Here is a 17,085-nt window from a genome sequence, read left to right as displayed (position 1 = left end):
GACTACTCGGGCTCGTACGCCAGGTTGGGGCGCAGCCAGCGCTCGACCTCGGAGAGCTTCATGTTCCGCCGCAGCGCGTAGTCCTCGACCTGGTCCCTGCCCACGCGCCCCACGGTGAAGTACCGCGACGCGGGGTGGGCGAACAGCAGCCCGCTGACGCTGGCCGCCGGGGTCATCGCGAACGACTCGGTCAGCCCCATGCCGAGCTTCTCGGCCTCCAGCAGGTCGAACAGGTCCTGCTTCTGGCTGTGGTCCGGGCTCGCCGGGTAGCCGAGCGCCGGGCGGATGCCGCGGAACCGCTCGGCGTGCAGGTCCTCGATCCTGGGGTCGGCGTCCGGCTCGTACCAGGCCCGCCGCGCCTCGAGGTGGATGTACTCGGCGAACGCCTCGGCCAGCCGGTCGGCCAGGGCCTTCACCATGATCGCCCGGTAGTCGTCCTGCCGGGCCTCGTGGACGGCCGCGAGCTCCTCGGCGCCGTGCACGGCCACGGCGAACCCGCCGAGGTGGTCCCCGGCCGGGGCCACGTAGTCGGCCAGGGACCGGTTGGGCCGGCCCTCGGGCTTGGCCGTCTGCTGGCGCAGCATCGGCAGCCGGAGGATCTCCGCGCCCTCCGCGGGATCGCCGACCACGATGTCGTCGCCCTCGGAGTGGGCGGGCCAGTACCCGTAGGCGCCCCGGGCCCGGAAGCTCCCCTCGGCGATGATCTGGTCGAGCATGGTGTTGGCGTCGTCGAAGAGCTCGCGCGCCACCGGCTGGTCCAGGATCGCCGGGTACTTGCCCTTCAGCTCCCAGGCCAGGAAGAGGAACTGCCAGTCGATCATCGCGCGGAGGTCGTTCAGGTCCGGCTCCACGACGCGCACGCCGGTGAAGTCGGGGACCGGCAGGTCGTCGAACGGGACCGACTCGCGGTTCGCGCGGGCCTGCTCGACGGTCAGCAGGGCGGTGCGCTGCTTGTTCGCGTACTGCTCGCGCAGGCGGTCCTGGTCGGTGCGGTTGCTCGCGTCCAGCTCCTGGGCCCGGTCTGCGTCCATCAGGTCGGAGACCACGCCGACGACGCGGGAGGCGTCGAGCACGTGCACCGTGGTGTTGTCGTAGGCGGGGGCGATGCGGACCGCGGTGTGCTGGCGCGAGGTCGTGGCGCCGCCGACCAGCAGGGGCAGCTTCAGCCCGCGGCGCTGCATCTCCGCGGCGACGGTGACCATCTCGTCCAGCGACGGCGTGATCAGCCCGGACAGGCCGATGACGTCGGCGCCCTCGGCGATCGCGGTGTCCAGGATGACCGAGGCGGGCACCATCACCCCGAGGTCGACGACCTCGTAGTTGTTGCAGCCCAGGACGACGCCCACGATGTTCTTGCCGATGTCGTGGACGTCGCCCTTGACGGTCGCGAGCACCACCTTGCCCTGGCCGCGTTCGGTCTCGGCGCGTCCCTCCTGCCGAGCCAGCTCCTTCTCCGCCTCCATGTACGGCTCCAGGTAGGCGACCGAGCGCTTCATCACCCGCGCGCTCTTGACCACCTGCGGCAGGAACATCTTCCCCGCCCCGAACAGGTCGCCCACGATCTTCATGCCGTCCATGAGCGGGCCCTCGATGACCTCCAGGGGACGCGCCCTGCTCTGGCGGGCCTCCTCGGTGTCGGCCTCGATGAAGTCGACGATCCCGTGCACGAGCGCGTACGACAGGCGCTCCTCCACCGGCGCGTCACGCCAGGCCAGGTCCACGACCCGGCGCGTGGCCGAGCCGCTGACGGTCTCGGCGAAGGAGACCAGCCGGTCGGTGGCGTCCTCGCGCCGGTCGAAGATCACGTCCTCGACGAGCTCCAGCAGGTCCGCGGGGATGTCCTGGTAGACCGCGAGCTGCCCGGCGTTGACGATGCCCATGTCGAGGCCGGCCCGCACGGCGTGGAAGAGGAACGCCGAGTGCATGGCCTCGCGCACGACGTCGTTGCCGCGGAAGGAGAACGACAGGTTGGAGATGCCCCCGCTGGTCCGCGCCCCCGGGCAGCGCTCCTTGATCAGCGGCAGCGCCTCGATGAACGCCTTGGCGTACCCGTTGTGCTCGCTGATGCCGGTGGCGACCGCGAGCACGTTCGGGTCGAAAACGATGTCCTCGGGCGGGAACCCGGCCTGCCGGGTCAGCAGGTCGTAGGCGCGGGCGCAGATCGAGACCTTGCGCTCGACGGTGTCGGCCTGCCCCTCCTCGTCGAAGGCCATGACGACCACGCCGGCGCCGTAGTCGCGGATGATCCGCGCCTGCTCCAGGAACGGGCCCTCGCCCTCCTTGAGGCTGATCGAGTTGACGACGCCCTTGCCCTGCACGCACTTGAGCCCGGCCTCCAGCACGCTCCACCGCGAGCTGTCGATCATGACGGGGATGCGGGCGACCTCCGGCTCGGTCGCGATCAGGTTCAGGAAGGTCGTCATCGCCTGCACGCTGTCGAGCAGGTCGGCGTCCATGTTGACGTCGAGCAGGTTGGCGCCGCCGCGCACCTGCTCCAGCGCGACGTCGACGGCGCCCTGGTGGTCGCCCCCCTCGATCAGGCGGCGGAAACGCGCCGAGCCGGTGACGTTGGTGCGCTCCCCGATCATGACGAACCCGGTGTCCGGGCCGATCTCGAAGGGCTCCAGGCCGCTGAAGCGGGTGCGTGCCGGCGGCTCGGCGATCTTCCGGGGCGGCAGGCCGGACACCGTGGCCGCGATCTTCGCGATGTGGGCGGGGGAGGTGCCGCAGCACCCGCCGACGATGTTGACCATCCCCGAGGTGGCGAACTCGCCCACCAGCGCCGCGGTCTCCTCCGGCGTCTCGTCGTACCCGCCGAACGCGTTGGGCAGGCCCGCGTTGGGGTGGCTGGCGGTGTAGGTGTCGGCGAAGCGCGCCAGCTCGGCGACGTGCGGGCGCATCTCCGTGGCGCCCAGCGAGCAGTTCACGCCGACCACCAGCGGGTCGGCGTGCCGGATCGAGTTCCAGAACGCCTCGACGGTCTGCCCGGACAGGGTGCGCCCGCTCAGGTCGACGATCGTCACCGAGATCCACAGCGGCAGGTGCGGGGCGACCTCGCGGGCGGCGGCGACCGCGGCCTTGACGTTGAGCGTGTCGAAGCTCGTCTCGATCAGCAGCAGGTCGACCCCGCCCTCGGCCAGCGCCCGGATCTGCTCGGCGTAGGAGGCGCGGACCTGGTCGAACGAGACCGCCCGGTAGGCCGGGTCCTCGACGCGGGGCGAGAGCGAGAGCGTGACGTTCAGCGGGCCGATCGAACCGGCCACGAAGCGCCCGCCCGCCTCGTCGGCGGCCTGGCGCGCGAGCTGGGCGCCGCGCAGGTTCATCTCGTGGACCAGGGACTCCAGCCCGTAGTCGGCCTGGGCGATGGAGGTCGCGGTGAAGGTGTTCGTGGTGGTGATGTCCGCGCCCGCCGCGAGGTACTGGCGGTGGATGTCGAGGATGACGTCGGGGCGCATCACGTTCAGCAGGTCCGGGTCGCCGGTCACGTCACGCGGGTGATCGAGGAACCGGTCGCCGCGGTAGTCGTCCGGGGTGAGCGAGGCGCCCTGCAGCATCGTGCCCCAGGCCCCGTCGAGCACCGCGATCCGGCGGTCCAGCAGCTCCCGCAGGGCCCGCACGCGCTCGGCGGCCTTCGCGGCGCCGGCGTGATCGGCTTCGGCGAGGGCCTGCCCGCCGTCACGGTTCGTAGAATCGTTCATCAAACCACCTCCCAGGGATCGGGAGGCGCCCTTGGTGAACATGGAGGTCGAGCGTGGCGGGTCACGGACCCGTTGCAGCGCCTCTCGACTTCGTCATCGAGGGTACCCAAAAGCCCATGGCGGCGCCAGAAATCGGCTCTTCCGGCCTCTTCCGTTCCCCGGGTCCGCCGTCCCCGGCGGGATTCCAGGTCCTTTCGCCGGTGCCGGCCGGCACCGGCGAAAGGATCCCGGGCCCGGTGAGGAAGGGGCCGGTTCATCGGGGTCCCCGTCCTCACCGGGCCCGTTCCCGGGCCCCTCGCCGGCCGTCTCAGGTGTCCGCGGCGCCCAGGTCGAGCAGGCGCCCCCCGGAGAGCCGCAGCCGGCGGTCCACCCCGATCCCGGCGAGGAACCGCTCGTCGTGGCTGACCACCACGAAGGCCCCCCGGTACGACCGCAGGGCGCCCTCGAGCTGGGCGACGCTGACCAGGTCGAGGTTGTTGGTCGGCTCGTCCAGCAGCAGGAGCCGGGGGGCGGGTTCGGCGTACAGGACGCAGGCCAGGGTGGCGCGCAGCCGCTCGCCCCCGGACAGCACCCCCACGGGCAGGTGGGCGCCGGAGCCCCGGAACAGGAAGCGCGCGAGCAGGTTCATCCGCTCCGCCTCGGGCATCGCGGGCGCGAACGCGGCCAGGTTCTCCGCCACGGTGCGGCCCGGGTCCAGCAGGTCCAGCCGCTGGGACAGGTAGGCGATCCGGCCGTCGGCCCGCCTGATCCCGCCCCCCTCGGGCTCCAGGTCACCGTTGATCACGCGCAGCAGCGTGGACTTGCCGGCGCCGTTGGGGCCGGTCAGCGCGATCCGCTCCGGCCCCCGGATCACCAGGTCGGCCCCCTGGCCGGCGAACAGGGCCCGCCCGCCGCGGCTGATCCGTACCCGCTCGCCGGCGAAGACCGTCCGCCCTGCCGGGACGGAGGTCTCGGGCAGCTCCAGCGTGATCCGCTGCTCGTCGCGCAGGGCGCGGCCCGCCTCGTCCAGGCGGGTCCTGGCGTCGCCGACCCGCGCGGTGTGCGTCTCGTTCGACCGTGCCGCCGACTCCTGGGCGCGCCGCTTCATCGTCCCGGCGTGGATCCTCGGCAGGCCGGCGCTGCCCAGGGTGCGGGCGGCGTTCCCGGCCCGGCGCGCGGCCCGCTCCCGGGCCTGCTGCATCTCCCGCTTCTCCCGCCTGACCTCCTGCTCGGCGGTACGGACGTTCCTCTCGGCGACCTCCCGCTCGGCGCGCACGGCCTCCTCGTAGAAGGTGAAGTTCCCGCCGTGGAAGCGGACCTCGCCCCGCTCGAGCTCGGCGACGCGGTCCATCCGGTCCAGCAGGGTCCGGTCGTGGCTGACCAGCAGCAGGCAGCCGTTCCACTCCTCCAGCACGCCGTAGAGCCGCTCGCGCGCCTCCAGGTCGAGGTTGTTGGTCGGCTCGTCCAGCAGCAGGACGTCGGGCCGCTTCAGCAACTGCGCGGCCAGGCCGAGGGAGACGACCTGGCCGCCGCTGAGGGTGTCCAGGCGCCGGCCGAGGGCGACGTCCCCGAGGCCGAGCCGGTCGAGCTGGGCGCGGGTGCGTTCCTCGACGTCCCAGTCGTTGCCGATCGTGGTGAAGTGCTCCTCGCTCGCGTCCCCGGCCTCGATGGCGTCCAGCGCCTCGATCACCGGGGCGATCTGCAGGACCTCGGCCACGGTCGGGTCGCCGGACAGCGGCAGCGTCTGGGGGAGGTACCCCGGCACCCCCCGCACGGCGGCCGAGCCCGAGGCCGGGCGGAGCTCGCCCGCGATCAGCCTGAGCAGCGTGCTCTTGCCGGCGCCGTTGGGCGCCACCAGCCCGGTGCGCCCGGCCGGGACGGTGAAGGAGAGGTCCTCGAACACCGGGGTGTCGTCGGGCCAGGAGAAGGACAGGTGGGACACGACGATGAGGGCGTCGGACATCGAACCGCTTTCGCGTTCGGCCGGACGGGTCGGAACGGTCGGGCCCGCCCGGCGAGATGGTCGGGGACACGAGGGCATCCGGGTATGTCAAGGACATCGAAGGACATGCCCGGACACACAGGGACGCGCGAGGACATCACCGATCGGTGATCACCCGGAGGTGCCTCACCGACGGCCGGGGGATCCGGGATCACCCGGAGATGTCGTCGTCGCCTGCCATGTCGTGCTCCGTTCCGCCGTCGCCGGCCCGTCACGTCACCGGCCGGTCGGTCGTCGACGGGTTCGCCGGTGTCGGCCGACCATGTTACCAACCGGTGCGGCGCCCGCGCATCCCCGGCACCGGCGTTCCCGGACCGGCGTCGCCGAGGGGTGGCGCGAGCGGGTGGCGCCGAGGGGTGGCGCGGGTTCAGGACGGCCTGCTCCTGCGGCGCGGGTCGGACCTGAAGCCCTCGATGGCCTCCCTGGTGGCCCGCAACGCCGCGTCCGAGGTCTCGAACGTCCGCTGGGCGATGCCGACGAAGATGCAGTCGACGATCAGGAGCTGGCTGATCCTGCTGGCCAGCGCCCCCGGGCGAAAGGCGGTCTCCCGGCCCGCCGAGACCAGGACGTGGTCGGCCAGCTCGGCCAGCGTGGAGCGCGGGTTGTTGGTGATCGCCACCGTCGTCGCGCCCGCCTTGCGCGCGACGCGCACGGGAGCCAGCACGTCGGGGGTCTCCCCGGTGCAGCTCATCGCCACCGCGACGTCGTCCGGCCGTGCCAGCGCCGCGCTGGTCAGCGCCAGGTGCGCGTCGGCGAAGGCGTGGGCGGACAGGCCGATCCGCATCAGCTTCTGCGCCATGTCGGCCGCCACCAGCCCGGAGGCGCCGACCCCGTAGACGTCGACCCTGCGCGCACCGGCCACGGCCTCCACCACGGCCCCCAGCCGGTCGGGGCTGAGCTGGGCCGCGGTGTCGGCCAGCGCCTCGGACTCGGCCCTGGCCACCTTCGCGATCACATCGGTCAGCGGGTCGTCGGGGCCCAGGTCGCCGGGGATCAGCCGCTCCGGCTCGTGCCTGGCCACGGCGGCGGCCAGCGCGAAGCGGAGCTGGGAGTAACCGGCGAAGCCCAGGGCCCTGGCGGTGCGCACGATCGTGGCCTCGCTGGTTCCGGAGGCCACGCTGAACTCGGTGATGGTGCTGCGCGCCACCATGCCGGGGTCGTCGAGGATGAGACGGGCGATGGCCTGGGCGGCCGGGGTCAGCGAGGGCAGGACGGCCCTCACCGTGGCCACCAGGTTCACGGGTGTGGGACCGTCGGGGACGTTCATCGGGCACCTCTCGTGTCGTGGTCAGCCTATTCGCCACCGGTCAGCCGGTGGGCGACGACGCGGGCGGAGGCGCGCGAGACGCCGTTCGTGGTCACGTACACCGCTCCGGCGGGCTCGCCGGGCAGCCCCGTCTCGACGACCACGGCGTCGGGACGCAGCCTCAGGGCCCGTGCCAGCACCTCCGCGGCCCAGGGGTGCAGCCGGACGTCGTGCACGACCAGCACCAGGGGGCGCTCCGGGCCGCCGAGGTCGGGCAGCTCGGGTGCCCGCGCGGTGACGGTGTGCCCCACGGTCCCGGGCAGCAGGCCGGCGAGGGCGTCGGCGATCCCCGTGAGCCTCATCGATTCGGTGGGCTCGACCGGCCGGAGCGGGCCGGCGGGCTCCGCGGGCTCCGCGGGCTCCGCGGGCTCCGTCACCGCCGCCGGAGGGCTCCCGCGCAGGGCGACGGCGACGACCAGCGGGGGAGCGGACAGCACGGGCCCGGGCGTCGTCCGGGACGGGGCTCCCGGCGGCGGGGCGTCCCGGATCAGGACGCGCAGGGCCGCGCGGGCCGCCCTGAGGCCGAGCCGGGATTCGCCGCGTGTCCCGGCCTGTGTCCCGGCCTGTGACCCGGCCTGTGACCCGGCCTGTGACCCGGTCCGCGCCCGTGCCCGTGCGGCGGTGTTCCCGGCGTACCAGTCCGACAGGGCGAGCACGCGCGCGGCCGCCTCGGCCAGCCGTTCCTCGGGCAGCCTGCCCTCCCGTACGGCGTCGACGATCGCGTCGCGCAGCGCGTACACGCTCGCGCCGTCCGGTGAGGAGACACCGGCGCAGATCGCGTCCGCCCCGGCGGCCAGGGCGCGGACCGCGATCTCGCCGGGCGTGTGGCGGGCGGCGACGGCGCGCATCTCGATGGCGTCGGTGACGATCATCCCGTCGAACCCGAGCTCCTGGCGGAGCAGTCCCGTCGTGATCCGACGGCTCAGCGTCGCGGGGTGGTCCGGGTCGAGGGCCGGTACCAGCAGGTGCCCGCACATGACCGCCCGTACGCCGCCGGCCACGGCGGCGCGGAAGGGCGGCAGGTCGCGCTCGGCGAGGAGCCGCGGGGAGGCGTGCACGGTCGGCAGGGCGCGGTGGGAGTCGACGACGGTGCCGCCGTGTCCGGGGAAGTGCTTGGCGCAGGCGGCCACCCCGGTCTCCTGGAGGCCCGAGACCCAGGCCGAGGTGTGCCGGGCGACGAGCCCGGGGTCGGAGCCGAAGGAGCGCACCCCGACCACCGGGTTGTGCGGGCCGGCGTCGACGTCCGCCACCGGGGCGTAGTCCAGGGTGATCCCGGCCGTGCCGAGGAGGCGGCCGATCTCCCGGGCGACCAGCCGGGTCAGCCCGGTGTCGTCTCCCACCCCCAGCGCCCGGTTGCCGGGCCAGGAACTGCCCGTCGTGGCCTGCAGCCGGGTGACCGCCCCGCCCTCCTCGTCCACCGCGACCACCACGGCCGGGTTCTCCGCGCGGAGCCCGGCGACCAGGTCCGCCGTCCGGGCGGGGTCGGGGAGGTTGCGGGCGAACAGCACGACCCCGCCGAGGCCGTCGTCGGCGAGGGCGCGGCGCAGCCAGGCGGGAGGCTCGGCGCCCTCGAACCCCGGTTGCAGGACGGCCATGGCCGACCGGGCCAGGCTGGAGCTGTGGTGGGGCATCCGGTCACCTTCTCCGTCGCGTGGCGCCTCGGGACCGCCCTCAATGGTATTTTCCTTCACGTCAAATGTCGGCCAGGTAGCTTTTCGTCATCTTTGCCGTCACGGGCCGCCGGACCTCGCCGTCGCGGGCCGCCGTCAGGCGGACTGGCGCACCACCAGGGTGGGTTCGAAGATGACCGGATTCGCCCGCCGGCCGGGCTCCTCGATGTGGGCCGGCAGCAGGCGCGCCATCTCCGCGGCCATCTCCTCCATCGGCTGGCGGACCGTGGTGAGCTGCGGGCGGCAGGCCAGGGCGACGCTGCTGTCGTCGAACCCGATCACGGCCACGTCCCCCGCCCCGGAGACCACCAGGGCGATCGATCCGGTCCGGCGGGTGACGAGCGAACGGGCCGCCCTGTTGGGCGCGCACCCGGTGGCCGAGACGGCCTGCCGCACCTTCTCCTGGATCCCGGGATCGACGTTGCGGATCCCGTTGACCACGCGGGAGACGGTCGCGCGGGAGACCCCCGCCACCCGGGCCACGTCCTCCAGGGTGGGCGAGACCAGGGCGGGCTGGGGATCTCGGCTGCTCATCAGAGCTTTACAGCACTCTCGGAGAGCGCTCTCCCTGCGGGTCTCCCCTGCCCGGGAGGGGCGTGCGCCCCGGGGCAGGGACGGGCGGTGGGACGGGGTCTCCCCGACGCGGGCCGGGCCCCGTGTCAGGTGACCACGCCGCCTTTGAGGGAGAGGTGACCATTTTTTTCTCGAACGATAGGCCTGATCATGTTCGTCCCCCCCAACTGGGGGCAGGGCACGAATGTGATGGAATGCGAGGTTCGTCGACACCGCTCCCGCGGCACCGATCCGGGAGGGCGCGGTCGCCGTTCCCAGGTCCTCGCTCGTCGCGGTCTCCCGGGCGGCGCGGACGGACCGGCGCCATCACGGCACGGTGGCGGTGTGTAGCGGTTTTCGAGGAGTTCGGAGGGGTTCCCGGACCCGCGGCCGCGGGCGCGTGGCCGCACGGCCGCAGGTGGGACCCCCTCGCTCATGACGTCGCGACGACGCGGCAGAGATGGGGCCGGAGATGAGGATCGTCGGTATCGCGGGAAGCCTCCTCCCGGGGGCCTACGTGTGGAGGCTTCTGGAGGCGGCGTCGCGGGAGCTGCCCGCGACGGTGGACTTCGAGATCTGGTCCGGCCTGGACCGGGTGCCTCCCTTCGAGGACGGTGAGCTTCCACGGCCGGTGAGCGACCTGTGGCACCGTCTCTCCGACGCGGACGGCGTGCTGATCACCGCGCCGGCGCACAGCACCCTCCCGGCCGAGCTGGGACACACCCTCGACTGGTTGTCGTCCGCGCGGGGCGGGGCGGTGCTGGTCGGCAAGCCCGCGGGTGTGGTGACCGCCTGCCCGAGGGCCCACGAGGCCATGTGGACGCAGATCCAGCTCGGGCGCGCCCTCGGCGCGGCCGGAGCCGTGGTGTACGGCGCGGAGCTGCTGGTCTCCCCGTCGGTCCCGGCCCCCGAACGGTTCGACGCCGAGGGCAGGCTCACCGACGCCGACCATCGCGAGCGGCTCCGCCGGATGCTCGACAAGGTCCGCGAGCACGCCGGGACCGGTAGCCGTTCCCTCAGCGGATCTCCCGGGTGAGACCTGCCGCGACCGCCCGCCGGGACCCGCCGGTCCCGCTCTCCCACGGGTCGCCGCCCGGCCGGTGAACCTCCGGCCGGGCCCCGCGGCGGGCAGGCCGTCCCCCCGGCAACCGCCGCGTCACGCGTTACGAAGTGGACGAGGGAGGGGAGGCGGCCGTGGGGATATCCGGCCAGGAGATGGCGCTGCGAGCCCTTGGCGCGGCACTCGACCTGCACGCGCCGATGGCCAGGCACGGTGTCAGGGCTTTTCCCGAGGGCACACCGTTCGTCTGGCTGACCGTCCCGGGTCTGGGAGGCGCGACCGTCTTCCTGGACGGCCGCCGCTGGATCTGCCTGGGTGAACCGGAGAGGGGCGGCACGACCGTGCAGCTCGTCGCCGGCACCGTCGACGACGACCCCGAGATCGTGGTGGGCCGCCTGATGGGCGTCCTGGCGCCGGCGCCCCGCCGCCTGGGGAACCTGTCGCTCGCCGTGAGGGCGGGCGGGCTCGGGCTGCTGGCGGGAGCGGGCGCGGCGCTGCTGGCCGCGCTGCTCATGGCCATCCTCGTCGCGGGCAACGGCTACACCTCGGAGACGAGCGTCGGCGTCGTCAACTCCGTCGCCGCGCTGATCGGCCTCACGTGCGGTTCCTGGGTCGCCCTGCGCAGGTGGCGTCTGGAGCGGAACCCGCGTGATCGGGACCTGCGTGGGCAGGACCGTAGCGATGATCACGCGGAGGAGTGACGAGGAGCGACATGGCCCAGGTGCTGGCGATCTACAACGAGAATGCGGGAAGCGCCGGCGACGACGCCAGGAACGCGGCCCTGCGGACGCTCCGTGACGGCGGCGCCGACGTGGTCGAGGCGCCCGTGGGGGAGAAGGACCTCGACGAGACGCTCGGCTCCTCCCCGGGCAGGGACGTCGTCGTCCTGGGCGGCGACGGCACGCTGCACGTGGTGGTCGCGGCCCTGCACCGAAGGGGCGAGCTGGGGACCCGCACGGTCGGGCTGGTCCCGCTGGGCACCGGCAACGACTTCGCCCGCGGCATGAGGATCCCGCTCGACCCCGAGGAGGCCGCCCGTATCGTGCTCGCCGGCCGGCCCCGCCCGCTCGACCTGATGGTGGACGACGAGGGCGGGATCGTCGTCAACGTGGTCCACCTCGGCATCGGCGCCGAGGCGTCGAGACAGGCCATGCCGCTCAAGCCGGTGCTGGGGCGGGTCGCGTACTCGCTGGGCGCGCTGCTGGCGGGCGTGCGCAGCCCCGGCTGGCGGCTGCGCGTCACCGTGGACGGCAGACGGCTGGACGGCGGGCGCAAGGTGCTCATGGTCGGTCTCGGCAACGGCATCACCATCGGCGGCGGCACCCCGCTGGCCCCCCGGGCCAGGCCGGACGACGGCATGGCCGACGTCGTCGTGTCGCTGGCGACCGGCCCGCTGAACAGGCTCGTCTACGCCCTCCACCTGCGACGCGGGACCCATCCCACGCTGCGCGACGTGGTGACCGTCCGCGGCAGGGAGATCACCGTGGAGGGGGAGCCCGTCCCGGTGAACGCCGACGGGGAGCTGACGGGCCACGTCGGCCGGCGCCGCTGGACGGTCGTGCCCGCGGCCTGGCGCATGTTCGGCTGAGAGGCGCACGGACCGCCTCGCGGAGCCGGGACCCGGGGAGGCGCCCGGATCGCTTCCCGGGCCGGAAGGCGTCCGGGCCGCCTCCCGAGGAGGCCGTTCCCGGGCCGGAGGCGTTCGGCTCCCCGGCCCGGGACGGCGCTCGGGGTGGCCCCGGGCCGGGACCGCGCTCCGGGCGGCCTCAGCCCAGCGAGGCCGAGACCAGGTCGCGGGCCTCCTGCTGCACCCGGGCCAGATGCTCGGGCCCCTTGAAGGACTCCGCGTAGATCTTGTACACGTCCTCGGTGCCGGAGGGGCGGGCCGCGAACCAGGCGCTCTCGGTGGAGACCTTGAGCCCGCCCAGGGCGGCCCCGTTGCCGGGGGCGGAGGTGAGCACCTGCGTGATGGCCTCCCCGGCGAGGGTGTCCGCGGTGACCTGCTCGGCCGAGAGCTTCGCGAGCACCGCCTTCTCCTCGCGGGTCGCGGGGGCGTCGACGCGGGCGTAGGCCGGGTCGCCGAACCTGGCCGTCAGGTCGCCGTAGTGCTCGCTCGGCGAACGGCCGGTGGTGCCGATGATCTCCGCCGCGAGCAGCGCCAGGATCAGGCCGTCCTTGTCGGTGGTCCACACCGAGCCGTCCCGCCTCAGGAACGACGCCCCGGCGCTCTCCTCGCCGCCGAAGCCGAGCGAACCGTCCAGCAGCCCCGGTACGAACCACTTGAACCCGACCGGGACCTCCATCAGGCGCCGCCCCAGGTCGGCGGCCACCCGGTCGATCATGCCGCTGCTCACCAGCGTCTTGCCGACCCCGGCGTCCGCGGGCCAGCCGGGCCGGTGGGAGTACAGGTAGGAGATGGCCACGGCGAGGTAGTGGTTGGGGTTCATCAGCCCGCCGTCGGGGGTGACGACGCCGTGCCGGTCGGCGTCGGCGTCGTTGCCGGTGGAGACGGCGAAGGCGTCCCGGTTGGAGATCAGCGAGGCCATCGCGTACGGCGACGAGCAGTCCATCCGGATCTTGCCGTCCCAGTCGAGGGTCATGAACCGCCACGTCGGGTCGGTCAGCGGGTTGATCACCGTCAGGTCCAGCCGGTGCCGGTCGGCGATCTCCCCCCAGTAGGCGACGCTCGCCCCGCCCAGCGGGTCGGCGCCGATGCGCACCCCGGCCGCCCGGACGGCGTCCAGGTCGAGCACCGAGGGCAGGTCGTCCACGTAGTGGCCGAGGAAGTCGTACCGGACGGTCGTGTCGGCGGCCAGCGCCCTGGCGTAGGGGACCCGCCGGACCTCCTTCAGGCCGTCGGCGATCAGCGCGTTGGCCCGGTCCTGGATCCACGAGGTGGCGTCGGTGTCGGCCGGTCCGCCGTGCGGCGGGTTGTACTTGAAGCCGCCGTCACCGGGCGGGTTGTGCGAGGGGGTCACCACCACGCCGTCGGCCCGCCCGCCCGTCCGGCCGCGGTTGTACGCCAGGATCGCGTGCGAGACCGCCGGGGTCGGGGTGTAGCCGTCCCGGTCGTCGACCATGACCGTCACGCCGTTGGCGGCGAAGACCTCCAGCGCCGACACCCGTGCCGGTTCCGAGAGCGCGTGGCTGTCGGCGCCCAGGAACAGCGGGCCGTCGACGCCCTGGGCCGCCCGGTACTCCACGATGGCCTGGCTGGTCGCGAGGATGTGGTCCTCGTTGAACGCCACGTTCAGCGAGGAACCCCGGTGTCCCGACGTGCCGAAGGCGACCCGCTGGCCGACCTCGCCCGGGTCCGGACGCAGGGCATAGTAGGAGGTCACCAGGCGGGCCACGTCCACCAGGTCGGACGGCTCGGCGGGCCGCCCCGCGCGTTCATGCGTCATCGCACTCTCCTCACATCGCTCCTGTGCCAACCGTATCCACGCGTATCCGGACAGGGGTTGGCAACCCACCGCATTTCTCCCGGCATCCCTGCCCTCGGCTCCGGATGTCATCCCCCGTTCCCCCGACGCCGCGCGTCGTTGACAACGTTGTCATCGCCGTCGTACCTTCACCCTGTTTGCCCGCTCGGCGGGTGAAGGAACGGTTCGCGACCCCGACAGCCGGAGGATCTCCTTGCCCAGTCGCGTGGCGGCCCCGGCCGTCTGCCCCAGCACCGCGCCGCCGCGCGTCCCGGGGGCCGCAGGATGACCGCTCTCGCGATCGACATCGGGGGGACCAAGTTCGCCGCGGCGCTGGTCGGCCCGGACGGGACCATGGCGCGCCGGACGGAGACGCCGGTCGGCGCCGACCCCTCGGCGACCCTGGCCGCGCTGGTCCGTGAGGTGACGGGCGGGGAGGGAGCGGCCGGCGCCGCCCGCCCCGGCGGCCCGGCGGGGGACCTCCCGCGAACCCCGGCCGGGATCGGGATCGGCTCGGCCGGCCCCCTGGACGCCGTCGCCGGCACGGTGAGCCCGGTCAACATCCCCTCCTGGCGTGACTTCCCCCTGACCGGAGCGGTGGGCGAACTCCTTCCGGGCGTCCCCGTCGTCCTGGCGGGCGACGCGCAGTGCATGGCGCTGGGGGAGTGGTGGCGGGGCGGGCACGGTTCGCGCTCCCGGGCCCTGCTGGGCATCGTGGTCTCCACCGGGGTGGGGGGCGGGCTCGTCCTCGACGGCGTCCCCTACCTGGGGCCGACCGGAAACGCCGGGCACATCGGCCACATCTCCGTGGACCGCGACGGGGAGCTGTGCCCCTGCGGCGCGATCGGCTGCCTGGAGACGATCGCCAGCGGACCGGCCATGGTCCGCTGGGCGCTGGCGAACGGCTGGGGTCCCGCCGTTCCCGGTCCGGACGCGCGGGCGCTCGCGGCGGACGCCGCGCGCGGCGTCCCCGTCGCCCGGACGGCCTTCCAGCGGGCCGCCGACGCGCTGGCCGTGGGCGTCCTCACCACGGCGGCGCTCTTCGACATCGACGACGTCGTCATCGGCGGCGGCGTGTCCGGGGCCGGGGAGCTCCTGCTCGCCCCGCTGCGCCAGGCCGTCGCCAAGCAGGCCGGTCTGGGGTTCCTGCGCCGCCTGACCGTCGGACGCACCTCGCTGGAACGTGACGCCGGGCTGTACGGGGCCGCGGCCCTGGTCCTGCCGCCGGGGACGAGAACGCCACCGGGGGACCGGCCGCCATCGGGAGACTGACCGCCGCCGGGACCGCCGGAACGGGACCGGATCGTGAGGGCGGAGCCGCCGGAGCCGCCGGAGCCGTCGGAGCCGCCGGAGCCGCCGGGACCGCCGGGACCGGGGCCCGGACAGGATCGTGGGTGCGGGCCCGCCGGAGGGTCGGCGCCCGGACAGAGGACCCCCGGGGCGACGCCGCCGGAGGGGAAGACCGCCGACGCAGGTCGGCGCAGAACGCCGAAGGGACCACATCCATGAGCCCACTCGCCGTCCAGCTCTACTCCGTACGGGAGGAGGCGGCCACCGGCCGCCCCGCCGTCCTCCGCGCGATCGCCGGCATGGGGTACGGCGCGGTCGAACCGTACGACGTCCATCTCGATCCCGAGGGACTGCGGGACGACCTCGCCGAGGCCGGGCTCGCGGTGTGCAGCGCGCACGCCCCGCTGCTCGGCGAGGAGCGCGCGGCGGCGCTGGCCGGGGCGGTCACCGTCGGCGCGGACACCGTCGTCGTGCCCTTCGCGCCCGCCGAGTGCTTCGCCGACCGGGAGGGGGTGGAGTCGCTGGCCGCGCGCATCGGCGAGGCGGCCCGCGAGGCCGCCGACCACGGCCTGCGCCTCGGCTACCACAACCACTGGTGGGAGCTGGAGCAACGGGTGGACGGCCGCCCCGCCCTGGAGGTGCTGGCGGACCTGCTGGACCCCTCGGTGCTGCTGGAGGTCGACCTGTACTGGGCGGCGACCGGCGGGGTGGACCCGGCCGGGCTGCTGGCCCGGCTGGGCGGGCGGGTGAGCCACCTGCACGTCAAGGACGGCCCCGCCACCCGGGAGGGGCCGATGACGGCGGTCGGGTCGGGCCGGGTCCCCATCGTGGAGGCGCTGAACGCCGCGCCGGACGCGACACGGATCGTGGAACTCGACCACTGCGCCGGCGACATGCTGCGGGCGCTCGCCGACAGCCACGCCTACCTGACGGACCTGGCCGCGACCGGGCGGGTGAGCCGATGACCGGCCCCGTCGGCCCCGTCGGCGTCGCCGTCGTGGGCTGCGGCACCATCAGCCACCAGTACCTGGCCAACCTCGTCTCCTTCCCGGGCGTGCGGGTGGTGGCCTGCGCCGACCTCGACCCGGGACGCGCCCGGGAGGTCGCCGAGCGGTACGGCGTGCCGGTGGCCGCCACCGTGCCGGAGGCGATCTCCCACCCCGGCGTGGAACTGGTCGTCAACCTCACGATCCCGTCCGCGCACGCCGAGGTGGCCATGGCCGCCGTCGGCGCCGGGAGGCACGTCTACAACGAGAAGCCGTTCACCGCCGACCGGGAGTCGGGCGCGGCGCTGGTCGAGGCCGCGGCGTCGGCGGGGGTGCTGCTGGGCAGCGCGCCCGACACCTTCCTGGGCGCCGGCATGCAGACCGCCGCCCGGATCGTCGCCGAGGGCGGCATCGGCACACCGCTCAGCGCCCTGACCCTGCTCCAGGGGCCCGGTCCCGAGTCGTGGCATCCCAGCCCGGAGTTCCTGTTCCAGCCGGGCGGCGGGCCGCTGTTCGACATGGGCCCCTACTACCTGACGGCCCTGACGACCCTGTTCGGCCCGGCGCGCAGGGTGGCCGCCGTCGCCCGCAGGGCCAGGGACGAGAGGGTCGTCGGCTCCGGCCCCAGGGCCGGGACGCGCTTTCCCGTCGAGGTCCCCACCCATGTGACCGCGCTCCTTGAGTTCGCCGCCGGGCAGGCCGCCACGATGGTGTTCACCTTCGACTCCCCGCTCCGCCGCGCCGGGTTCGTCGAGATCACCGGGACCGAGGCGACCATGCGGGTGCCCGACCCCAACACCTTCGGCGGCGAGGTCCGGCTGCGCCGGGCGGAGGACGAGGAGTGGAGGCCGGTGCCCACCGAGGGCACCGAGGCCGGTCGTGGCCTGGGCGTGCTCGACATGGCGCAGGCGATCCGCGAGGGGCGGCCGCACCGCGCCACCGGCGAGCTGGGCCTGCACGTCCTGGACACGATGATCGCCGTCGCCGAGTCGGCGGAGCGGGCCGCGTTCGTGGAGGTCACCGGCGACTGCCCGGTGCCCGAACCGCTGCCGAGGGGGTGGGACCCGGCCACGATCCGGTTCGGCTGAACCGGATCGTGGCCGGGTCGCGGGCCCCTTGC

General features: G+C 74.2%; 12 protein-coding genes and 1 riboswitch. Of the genes, 6 read left to right on the top strand and 6 right to left on the bottom strand.

Going from position 1 to position 17,085, the window contains the following annotated elements:
- Positions 1-2: 2 nt before the first annotated feature.
- The 5 genes from metH to AB0G16_RS18000 all read right to left on the bottom strand — a co-directional run bounded on the left by metH (position 3) and on the right by AB0G16_RS18000 (position 9,189).
- Entirely contained in the window at positions 3-3,698 is a 3,696-nt protein-coding gene (gene metH / locus AB0G16_RS18020; protein ID WP_362805858.1) for a methionine synthase, read from the bottom strand.
- Positions 3,699-3,714: 16 nt separating this feature from the next.
- A riboswitch (S-adenosyl-L-homocysteine riboswitch) is annotated at positions 3,715-3,790 on the bottom strand.
- 215 nt (positions 3,791-4,005) lie between these two features.
- The gene (locus tag AB0G16_RS18015) at positions 4,006-5,640 is read right to left on the bottom strand and encodes an ABC-F family ATP-binding cassette domain-containing protein (protein ID WP_362805856.1); all 1,635 of its coding nucleotides are present in this window, start codon (positions 5,638-5,640) and stop codon (positions 4,006-4,008) included.
- A gap of 406 nt (positions 5,641-6,046) precedes the next feature.
- A complete protein-coding gene (locus AB0G16_RS18010; protein ID WP_362805854.1) occupies positions 6,047-6,946 on the bottom strand; it encodes a MurR/RpiR family transcriptional regulator in 900 nt (299 codons plus the stop codon).
- Between the two features lie 26 nt (positions 6,947-6,972).
- Positions 6,973-8,616, bottom strand: a complete 1,644-nt coding sequence (locus AB0G16_RS18005) for a glycoside hydrolase family 3 N-terminal domain-containing protein (protein ID WP_362805852.1) — start codon at positions 8,614-8,616, stop codon at positions 6,973-6,975.
- Between the two features lie 135 nt (positions 8,617-8,751).
- On the bottom strand, positions 8,752-9,189 hold the full coding sequence (locus AB0G16_RS18000; RefSeq protein WP_362805850.1) for a substrate-binding domain-containing protein: 438 nt from the start codon (positions 9,187-9,189) through the stop codon (positions 8,752-8,754).
- A 490-nt stretch (positions 9,190-9,679) separates the two neighbouring features.
- Here AB0G16_RS18000 and AB0G16_RS17995 point away from each other — a divergent pair, with 490 nt between their 5' ends.
- From AB0G16_RS17995 to AB0G16_RS17985, 3 genes are all read left to right on the top strand, one after another.
- Positions 9,680-10,243: an NAD(P)H-dependent oxidoreductase gene (locus AB0G16_RS17995; RefSeq protein WP_362805848.1), complete on the top strand. Its 564-nt coding sequence runs from the start codon at positions 9,680-9,682 to the stop codon at positions 10,241-10,243.
- 158 nt (positions 10,244-10,401) lie between these two features.
- On the top strand, positions 10,402-10,968 hold the full coding sequence (locus tag AB0G16_RS17990; protein ID WP_362805846.1) for a hypothetical protein: 567 nt from the start codon (positions 10,402-10,404) through the stop codon (positions 10,966-10,968).
- An 11-nt stretch (positions 10,969-10,979) separates the two neighbouring features.
- Positions 10,980-11,855, top strand: coding sequence for a diacylglycerol kinase family protein (locus AB0G16_RS17985; protein WP_362805844.1), 876 nt, complete (start codon positions 10,980-10,982; stop codon positions 11,853-11,855).
- Between the two features lie 178 nt (positions 11,856-12,033).
- Here the strand turns inward: AB0G16_RS17985 and pgm are convergent, their stop codons facing one another.
- Entirely contained in the window at positions 12,034-13,671 is a 1,638-nt protein-coding gene (gene pgm / locus AB0G16_RS17980) for a phosphoglucomutase (alpha-D-glucose-1,6-bisphosphate-dependent) (RefSeq protein ID WP_362805842.1), read from the bottom strand.
- 303 nt (positions 13,672-13,974) lie between these two features.
- Between pgm and AB0G16_RS17975 the strand changes: the two genes are divergently transcribed.
- From AB0G16_RS17975 to AB0G16_RS17965, 3 genes are all read left to right on the top strand, one after another.
- Positions 13,975-14,961 carry an ROK family protein gene (locus tag AB0G16_RS17975; RefSeq protein ID WP_362805840.1) on the top strand — a complete coding sequence of 329 codons (987 nt, stop codon included), beginning with the start codon at positions 13,975-13,977 and terminating at the stop codon, positions 14,959-14,961.
- Between the two features lie 233 nt (positions 14,962-15,194).
- Positions 15,195-15,944, top strand: a complete 750-nt coding sequence (locus AB0G16_RS17970) for a sugar phosphate isomerase/epimerase (protein ID WP_362805838.1) — start codon at positions 15,195-15,197, stop codon at positions 15,942-15,944.
- Positions 15,941-17,053 carry a Gfo/Idh/MocA family oxidoreductase gene (locus tag AB0G16_RS17965; protein ID WP_362805836.1) on the top strand — a complete coding sequence of 371 codons (1,113 nt, stop codon included), beginning with the start codon at positions 15,941-15,943 and terminating at the stop codon, positions 17,051-17,053. The genes AB0G16_RS17970 and AB0G16_RS17965 overlap by 4 nt, the downstream gene beginning before the upstream one ends.
- Positions 17,054-17,085: the final 32 nt, after the last annotated feature.

The sequence above is a fragment of the Streptosporangium sp. NPDC023615 genome (genome assembly GCF_040640155.1).
In the GTDB taxonomy this organism is placed as follows: Bacteria; Actinomycetota; Actinomycetes; order Streptosporangiales; family Streptosporangiaceae; genus Streptosporangium.
This window is presented reverse-complemented; position numbering and strand designations above follow the sequence as displayed.

Coding starts and splice junctions, on each gene's coding strand:
- metH (WP_362805858.1), bottom strand. CDS start 3,698: ATGAACGATTCTACGAACCGTGACGGCGGGCAGGCCCTCGCCGAAGCC.
- AB0G16_RS18015 (WP_362805856.1), bottom strand. CDS start 5,640: ATGTCCGACGCCCTCATCGTCGTGTCCCACCTGTCCTTCTCCTGGCCC.
- AB0G16_RS18010 (WP_362805854.1), bottom strand. CDS start 6,946: ATGAACGTCCCCGACGGTCCCACACCCGTGAACCTGGTGGCCACGGTG.
- AB0G16_RS18005 (WP_362805852.1), bottom strand. CDS start 8,616: ATGCCCCACCACAGCTCCAGCCTGGCCCGGTCGGCCATGGCCGTCCTG.
- AB0G16_RS18000 (WP_362805850.1), bottom strand. CDS start 9,189: ATGAGCAGCCGAGATCCCCAGCCCGCCCTGGTCTCGCCCACCCTGGAG.
- AB0G16_RS17995 (WP_362805848.1), top strand. CDS start 9,680: ATGAGGATCGTCGGTATCGCGGGAAGCCTCCTCCCGGGGGCCTACGTG.
- AB0G16_RS17985 (WP_362805844.1), top strand. CDS start 10,980: ATGGCCCAGGTGCTGGCGATCTACAACGAGAATGCGGGAAGCGCCGGC.
- pgm (WP_362805842.1), bottom strand. CDS start 13,671: ATGACGCATGAACGCGCGGGGCGGCCCGCCGAGCCGTCCGACCTGGTG.
- AB0G16_RS17975 (WP_362805840.1), top strand. CDS start 13,975: ATGACCGCTCTCGCGATCGACATCGGGGGGACCAAGTTCGCCGCGGCG.
- AB0G16_RS17970 (WP_362805838.1), top strand. CDS start 15,195: ATGAGCCCACTCGCCGTCCAGCTCTACTCCGTACGGGAGGAGGCGGCC.
- AB0G16_RS17965 (WP_362805836.1), top strand. CDS start 15,941: ATGACCGGCCCCGTCGGCCCCGTCGGCGTCGCCGTCGTGGGCTGCGGC.